Source organism: Candidatus Desulfatibia sp. (assembly GCF_036446775.1).
Taxonomy (GTDB): Bacteria; Desulfobacterota; Desulfobacteria; order Desulfobacterales; family UBA11574; genus Desulfatibia_A.
Genome location: NZ_JAZFTO010000158.1, coordinates 1 through 7,413, shown reverse-complemented (window position 1 = coordinate 7,413; position 7,413 = coordinate 1). Strand labels below are relative to the sequence as shown.

The following is a 7,413-nucleotide window of genomic DNA, read 5'->3' as shown; positions in this document are numbered from 1 at the left end:
GTTCTGGGTTCTGCGTTAACCCTGAACCTCTGAACCTCTGAACCCCGAACAGACTTAACATCGAACATTGAACGTCCAACGTTGAACATCGAATAATGATGTCGCTCCGCTCTGCAATTTAATTTCATTCGTTTTTTTTATTCATCATTCGATGTTCGATGTTCGATGTTCATCTTTTTCCGTAAACCTTCCACAGTCCATCCGGGGCAAAAAACATTGCACTTATGAACCCTGAACCCCTGAACCTCTGAACCTCTGAACCTTGAACCTCTGAACTCTGAACCTTTGAACATTGAACCTTTGAACCCAACTCTTTGATTAGAAATGGAGCCTTTTGTCCAAAATTTTCCCAGTAATCTGTCATTATTTACGAGGTCTGAACATAAGCTATATCGTCACATTTATTTACACCCTAATCGAGCCCTCGATTAGGCGTTTGTGGTCAGTTGTCCGTAGTCAGTGGTTTTACAGGTTCTTAGGGCCTCTTTTTGTGTTTCACATGTAGTTGAAATATAATCTCCGCTTTTTATTGCCTTAGCAACGGACGACGCACGAAGGACAACGGACACCCTATTGAGCGTTTTCGCTCAATAGGGGTTACCGGGACTTCAGAGACTTTACGAGACCTGCTACGGCATCTTCGATATCAAGGAAGCAGAAGCGGTAGGCCTCATAATCGAGTCCATAGGGGTCGGCAATGCCGCGCTTTCTTGAACCGTAGCGGGCATAGTGTCTGATTAGCTGAATCTTGTCCGCCGTTTCCGGATAAATGTTTAGCAGTGAATCTTGGTGGGATTTTTCCATGACCAGGATCAAGTCGGCCCAGTCCATCAGGTCTGGCGACACGGGCTGGGCCTGGTGGCCAGCCAGGTCTACAGCGTATTCAGCAGCAACCTGTTGGGCCATGTAAGTAGCCGAATTGCCGGGCAAAGCAATTAGTCCTGCTGACCGGGCTCTAAGGCCCGGTGGTCTTTTTTGAGCTGCCAGTTCCCTGAAAAGGCCTTCGGCAAAAGGGCTCCGGCAAATATTGCCCAGGCAAACGAATAAGAAATTTTTGAATTGTTCGGTCATATCAATATACGAGATCATCAAATTTGGTCGGTAAATCAAATCCCCGAGATATCATAGCGTGATATCATTTTAGACAGGTAGGTTCTTTGAATCCCCAGAATTTTAGATGCTTCACTTCTATTGCCGTTCGAGTGTTCCAGGGTCACGGTAATAAACTTTTTTTTGAATCTGTCCATAGCTTCTTTGAGTGTCAGTCCCGCCTGCAAGCCATGAAAATGTGTTTTCCTCTCATAAATAGGCAGGTCCTCAGGTAAAATTTCCCTTTTATTACCCATGACCACGGCACGTTCTACGGCGTTTCTCAGTTCTCTTACATTACCGGGCCAATCATGCTCAATCATCTTTTCCATGGCTTTTTCCGAGATCACCAAATTGAGGGCACCTCTTTCCCGCTTTAAAATATCCAAAAAGTAGTTCGCCAGGAGGGGGATATCCTTTTTCCTTTCTTTCAGCGCAGGCATATGGATTTGGACAACATTCAGCCGATAGTAAAGGTCTTCGCGAAACCTCCCTTCTTCGGTTTCTTTGGTAATATCTTTATTTGTTGCTGAGATGATTCTGACATCCACATTTATTGGTGTATTGCCGCCGACCCGGCAAAATACACCCTCTTCTATTGCCCGCAAAAGCTTGGCCTGAATTCTCGGATTCATTTCGCCTATTTCATCAAGAAAAATAGAACCGCCGTCAGCTAATTCAAATTTGCCTATTTTGAGGCTGGTGGCTCCTGTAAAGGCACCTTTTTCATGGCCGAACATTTCAGATTCTAAGAGATCCTCAGGCAGTGCGGCACAATTAATCACAACCATTGGCTTTCTCTTCCTGGAGCCCGCCCGGTGTATCAACCTGGCTAATAATTCCTTCCCCGTTCCGCTTTCTCCTAAAACCAGGGTGCTGGTTTTCGAGTTGGCCACTAAATACGCATCTGAAATGACTTTCTTAAGGGCGGCACTTTCCCCAACTAACTGGTATTTGCCCCCGATTTCTTCTCTGAGGTCCCGGTTTTCTTTTTTAACCTGTTCGATTTTTTGGGCTCTGTTAATAGCAAGGGAGGCCAGTTCGGCGAAGACCGTTAAAAGCTGCATGTCTTCATTTCCGATGGCGCTTCCATCTTCTTTATCAATGATTTCTACCACTCCGATGACTTTTCCATCAGCCTTCATCGGCACACAGGCGATCGATCGGGTCTGGAACCCTATGGATTCGCTTATTTCCTTGAACCACCGCTTATCCTTTTTTACATCAGGTACGAGCAGAGGCTCTCCTTTTTCAGCAACAAAACCGGCAATCCCCTGGCCCAGGTTGACCTCGTATTTCATGACCTCTTCTTTCTTCTCGCCGGTAGCAACTTTAAAGTAAAGTTTTTTGGTTTTTTGATCAAGCAGCAACAAAGAACTGGCTTTGGCCTGCATCGTGCGGGTGGCGGTCTCGATGATGAGTTCCAGGAGGGTGTCCAGATCAAGTACCGAGGAGACCCATGTCGAGATTTCCTTAAAATAATCTATGGCGGAATCAGGTGCTGATAATTTTTTATGCATTATTTTTCTCCTAATGCTTAAGGTCTGTATGATTTTGAATACTATAAAAAATAGATTAATTTAGGTGTATATTTTTGTATATCGACACCAGGGGGGATAAAGTTTAACTGTATTTAACCTAAGTTGAGCGACAACTCGTATATAAATGAGCCCAACGACAAATTGTCTTATGCCAGGTGTATATAAAAAAACAAATGGGTGTCTACTTTTGTAGACGGTATTATGGATTGAAAAATATTGCGAACCTTTTGACAAGGCCAGTAATTGCAATCGAATCAAGGAGATGCAAAGCGTGCCTCTCTTTTGTGCGGTTTGGCATGTTATTTGCTCCATTAGAAAGTAAAGTTTGATTGATAGAAGCTCCAAAGGGCGGGATACAAAGCCCCGGCCTAAATCATGTAACGGGGAGACGGCAGTTGCCCTGTTATTGAAAAGAGGGTAATAAAAATGAGGTCATTAAAAAATTTGTTTATGGCAATGATATGCATTACCCTGATAGCTGCTCATGTATATGCTAAACCCGGCAAGGGTAGAGGCAATGGACAATCAAAGCATAAAGCAAAAACCCTCTTTGCTGCTTTGGAAAAAACGAGATGGGCCCATAATCCTTTCGACAAGGGAGGACAGGGGAATATGGGAAAACCCAAAATGAGAGACCCTTACGGCCATGACAAAGACAGTGGAAGAGAAAAGAGCGCCAGGGGCCGCCCTGTCCGGGAAGCAGAGCTGGAAGAATCCGTGCTGGATTTGGCTTCGATAGTGAGCATAGAATTCAATACGGAGGATTATCATCTCAATTTTCTTAATTCGAGCTATGCAAGATACCAGTCTTATCTTGAGCCGTTAGATCCGGACAGTGCCTCATATGCTTTATATGCTCGTGTTTTAACTATTTATGAATCAATGATAAAGAACTATACGTCGTCAGACACTGTACGTGTGCGCGTAAACCAGGCTGACGAAATAGATTATTCTATGACGCTTACGCCTCCGGGAGGATTTGAGGGGACAAAACTGCTTATAACTACTACGCTTACCAATACCAATGATTATGATACTTCTTATAATACCTATAACTATGTCTATGATCCTGAAACCGGAACCTGGCAGCGTGAACTGGTGATCACTGAGATACACTACGACGCCAATCAAGTTATAATGGAGCAGACTCAAGCGGTCGTTATCGGAGATGATAACACTTTATCCTTTAGTTACGATCCTCCTTCCGACTTGGCCGGCTACAGCGGCTTAGATGCCAATTTAAGCGTAACCGTTACGGAGCCTGAAAGCGGCCAATCATATACTACGATTTATGATAAAGCTCTTTACCTGTACAGGTGACCTTACGGTAAAGTTACCGCCGTCTGCACTTTGATCATCTAAAATAAAATTCCGACGGCTGGAGTCTTCTTTTAAGCCTTTTTAAACTATTTCCCTTCAACTTGTAAACTATTTCCGGTGTGTCCATCTTGGCCAGAAGCGGTTTCATCAACGCATCGTCTTTAAGTTTCTCAAAAAGACTTTCCATACCCGCCCGTGTGTCCAGGCGGGAGATTTTATCGTTAATGCTGTCTAAAAGGCCGGTTGGTTTAAGTTTTTCGTTTATAAGCCTGTCGTAGTCTTTCAGTGTAATCGGTTTCTTGTTAGGGTTTTCTTTTTTCAAGTGTTTGGTCAGCGGTTTGGAGTCAAAAATATAGGGCGGGGTATTAAATATAAAAAAGCCGGAAAGAGCCTCTTCCCGGCGGCTCATTAACCTTAACTTCTTTAAAGCCGTGCTTCTTTGGTCCGAGATGAACATTTCGTTCTTCAAGCATGGGAATTTACTAAAGACCGGACCTCTAACAAGCGCCGATACAAGCCCTTTTATGTGGTGATATTCCGGGAACAAAACACAATTAAGCGGTTTTGATCCGTGCACCGCGCAGCGTGATTTTTCAAGAAAACGGCATGGCTTTTTAAGCTTTATCAGCAGGCGCTGGTAGCGGAGATTTTGTTCACAACTCTGGAGCCCCAGGTGGCAGTGGTGCAAAAAGAGGCTGGACACGGGCGTATTTAAAACCAGGCTGAGTCTGATCAGGTCAAAAAGGGTGGTCTCAACAATAACTTCGGCCAGCCGGCATCCGGGTGCACGGCAGTCATCCGGACACTGCATTTTGCATTCTTTTTTGGCAAGGTCCGCCTGGTGTTGAAAGTAGCTTTCCAATATCTCAGTCCCGCTTCATCCATACGTCAGGTTAAAATCATAGGTTCTTCTCCAATTTAGTTGGAGGAGAGGGTCCAAGGATTCAAGTGTTTGCTTTCAAATGATTTTATCATCGTTTTGAGCATCCTTTCAACTTCTGCTATTAAGGCATAGATATTTTACAGTATTTCACTCGACCCCTTGAATCTTTAGGATCACTCCAACTCTTTTGGAGATGATCCAAAAATAAAGGATATTTGATCCCCTTTTAAAATTTGGAACGCTCAGTTTAGGTTGGAGTTACCATGTGCAACGCACCGGATAGCGCGAGATCAAATCGTCGGGGGTAAGGATAACCATACCATGGATTTGCGCCTGACAGATGAGCATCCGGTCAAAGGGGTCGCGATGGTAATCCGGAAGCTTGGGCAGGTGCACAGCGGCATCTTCTTCAAGGGCAAGACTTTCAATGCCGTGGGCTTCACGCTGGGCCGGGATGTACTGAGCAGGAGGCCGGGGCAGCCGCAGGCGGCCCAAGGCGTACTTGATGCTGATTTCCCAGGACGAAACGCTGCTCAGAAAGACACGGTTCGATGGATCGGCGTGAAGGCCTGAGGCTGTTTTTGACAGGGCCTTATCACCGGAAATGATCCAAAGAAACGTGCAGGTGTCCAGCAGCAGTTTCAATTGCGCTTTCCCTCAAAGGCGTCCAGGAGATCCTCTGGCAGGGGATCGAAGAATTCGGGGGGTAACTTGAAATCGCCCTTGGCCAGACCGACCGGACGGGGCCGCTCGCGCTGCTTCGACAGCGGACGTATCTCGGCAATGGGCACGTTCCGTTTGCACAGCAGGATCGTCTCTCCCTGTTCCAGGCGTTTCAGATAACGGGAAAGATGGGTCTTGGCTTCGTGGATGTTGAGTCGAATCATGACCAATATATAAACCAGAAACTAAACTAAGTCAAGAAGCTTTTTTTAAAGGCTTGTTAACCACAAATAGACACGGATGCACACGCAGAACACAGTTAAAAAATATTTTCGGAAATTATTCTCTACCAGACCGAAGACGGTAAAAGAAAAGCTCACTCCCTACGGTAAAAAGGCTGAAAATAAATTTTGGGCAGACTCGAGAGTATTGTTTGACAATTATATATAGTAAAGATATATTGAAAAGTAGGAAATAAATAAAAAGACAGAAAGGACTTAAAATGTATGCCAAGATTTCAAAAAAAGGTCAGGTAACAATACCCAAGGTCATCCGAGAAAAATTAAAGATCGAAAAAGAAGGGGGGGTGTTGTTCCTGATGGAGGATGATGTAGTTAAGCTTAAAGGGATCCCCGCCGAACCGGTGGACCGATTGGCGGGAAGCCTTAATAAATATGCAGAAAAATACGTACCGTTAGACAAAATCCGGCAAAGGATTAAAGGAAAAATTGCAGATGAAGCAGCCAAAGAAGGTCTATCTGATTGATACCAATATTATTCTCAGGTTTTTATTAGGGGATCATTCCGAGCTTAGTCCCAAAGCAACTGCGTTTATGTCAAAGGTTGCCAATGGAACAGTAAAGGCCGAGATGCTTGATGTCGTTACCGCTGAATGTGTCTATGTCATGGAAAAATTTTACCGGATTCCGAGAGAAAAAATCTCGGAAAAGCTCAGTAAAATTCTCAATTTTTCCGGTATCGTAAATTCAAACCGCTCTGAACTGCTTCAGGCCCTGCTGAAATTCGAAACTTCAAATACTGATATTGTAGATTGTGTTCTCGCCGCCATGTCTTCTTCTTTACGGGTCGTTGTTTCCTTTGACAAAGATATGCTGAAATTGAAAGCCGTCACTGAAACCTTATAAAATGCCGGAAAGTACTTTAATAAACCACGGATTTCACCCTTGACCCGGACTCCAAAATAAACCCATATAGATTTAATTAGTTTTATAAAATATAAATATATTAACAAAAATAGAACTAAAAGGTAACAATAGGGGCATGAAAGTCGACCTGGGATTCATCGGGGAGAATATCCGGAGCCTAAGAAGAGAACGAGGTTGGACCATGGCCGAGCTGGCCGCCAAAATTGGAATGAACCAGGTGCCTCTGGGGCGGATAGAACGCGGTGTAAACGCGCCGTCCGCATCAGTGATATACCGGCTGGCCAAGGCATTGGGCGTTTCCGTGGACACACTGTTTGCCGAACACGAGCAGGATTTCAGATCTTTTCAGCATGAAAGTGCCCGCGACCCTTTTCTGGTACCCATGGATAAGCCCGATGAAGTGCTGCCGTCCAAGCCCAAAGCCATGGCCCAGGATATAATCGATGCATTCTGGGCACTGGAAGATATCTGCAACGCCCAAAAACACGCCAAAATTCCGCTGTTTATCCCTTTTGAACCCAGCAGGCAAGGGATGGAAATACTCTCGGAAACCGTGCGCCGCTGTCAGGGAAACGGTCGCCCAATTAGGCATCCAAAAAAAACGCTGGTCTTATGAGCTGTTGCTGCGCATCAAGCACCGTTTCGGCATTTCAGCCGAAGCCTTTCTATACCGTCTCGACGAGCTGAATTTGATTGATCCTGCGCTAATTGAGCCCTTAAAAGAAAAAATCCATAAACATTACGGAAAAAC

General features: G+C 44.8%; 9 protein-coding genes. 4 read left to right on the top strand and 5 right to left on the bottom strand.

Annotated elements, in window-relative coordinates; translation table 11 throughout:
* Positions 1–597: 597 nt before the first annotated feature.
* Both V3S16_RS07870 and V3S16_RS07865 read right to left on the bottom strand, forming a co-directional pair.
* Positions 598–1,071 (bottom strand): low molecular weight protein arginine phosphatase, encoded by a 474-nt coding sequence (locus tag V3S16_RS07870; RefSeq protein WP_413884127.1) that lies wholly within the window; start codon positions 1,069–1,071, stop codon positions 598–600.
* A 35-nt stretch (positions 1,072–1,106) separates the two neighbouring features.
* Positions 1,107–2,609 carry a sigma 54-interacting transcriptional regulator gene (locus V3S16_RS07865; protein ID WP_413884126.1) on the bottom strand — a complete coding sequence of 501 codons (1,503 nt, stop codon included), beginning with the start codon at positions 2,607–2,609 and terminating at the stop codon, positions 1,107–1,109.
* A gap of 633 nt (positions 2,610–3,242) precedes the next feature.
* Between V3S16_RS07865 and V3S16_RS07860 the strand changes: the two genes are divergently transcribed.
* On the top strand, positions 3,243–3,950 hold the full coding sequence (locus V3S16_RS07860; RefSeq protein WP_413884125.1) for a hypothetical protein: 708 nt from the start codon (positions 3,243–3,245) through the stop codon (positions 3,948–3,950).
* A gap of 34 nt (positions 3,951–3,984) precedes the next feature.
* On the opposite strand, the gene V3S16_RS07855 is transcribed toward V3S16_RS07860, so the two are convergent.
* The 3 genes from V3S16_RS07855 to V3S16_RS07845 form a co-directional block, all read right to left on the bottom strand.
* Complete coding sequence (locus V3S16_RS07855; protein ID WP_413884124.1) at positions 3,985–4,812, bottom strand: hypothetical protein; 828 nt, start codon at positions 4,810–4,812, stop codon at positions 3,985–3,987.
* A gap of 279 nt (positions 4,813–5,091) precedes the next feature.
* Complete coding sequence (locus V3S16_RS07850) at positions 5,092–5,478, bottom strand: type II toxin-antitoxin system VapC family toxin (protein ID WP_413884123.1); 387 nt, start codon at positions 5,476–5,478, stop codon at positions 5,092–5,094.
* Positions 5,475–5,720 (bottom strand): type II toxin-antitoxin system Phd/YefM family antitoxin, encoded by a 246-nt coding sequence (locus tag V3S16_RS07845; protein ID WP_413884122.1) that lies wholly within the window; start codon positions 5,718–5,720, stop codon positions 5,475–5,477. Before V3S16_RS07845 ends, V3S16_RS07850 begins: the two co-directional genes overlap by 4 nt.
* Before the next feature lie 278 nt (positions 5,721–5,998).
* Between V3S16_RS07845 and V3S16_RS07840 the strand changes: the two genes are divergently transcribed.
* The 3 genes from V3S16_RS07840 (at position 5,999) to V3S16_RS07830 (ending at position 7,278) form a co-directional block, all read left to right on the top strand.
* Positions 5,999–6,262 (top strand): AbrB/MazE/SpoVT family DNA-binding domain-containing protein, encoded by a 264-nt coding sequence (locus V3S16_RS07840; RefSeq protein WP_413884121.1) that lies wholly within the window; start codon positions 5,999–6,001, stop codon positions 6,260–6,262.
* On the top strand, positions 6,231–6,641 hold the full coding sequence (locus tag V3S16_RS07835) for a PIN domain-containing protein (RefSeq protein WP_413884120.1): 411 nt from the start codon (positions 6,231–6,233) through the stop codon (positions 6,639–6,641). The genes V3S16_RS07840 and V3S16_RS07835 overlap by 32 nt, the downstream gene beginning before the upstream one ends.
* Positions 6,642–6,777: 136 nt before the next feature.
* Positions 6,778–7,278 carry a helix-turn-helix domain-containing protein gene (locus V3S16_RS07830; protein ID WP_413884119.1) on the top strand — a complete coding sequence of 167 codons (501 nt, stop codon included), beginning with the start codon at positions 6,778–6,780 and terminating at the stop codon, positions 7,276–7,278.
* Positions 7,279–7,413: the final 135 nt, after the last annotated feature.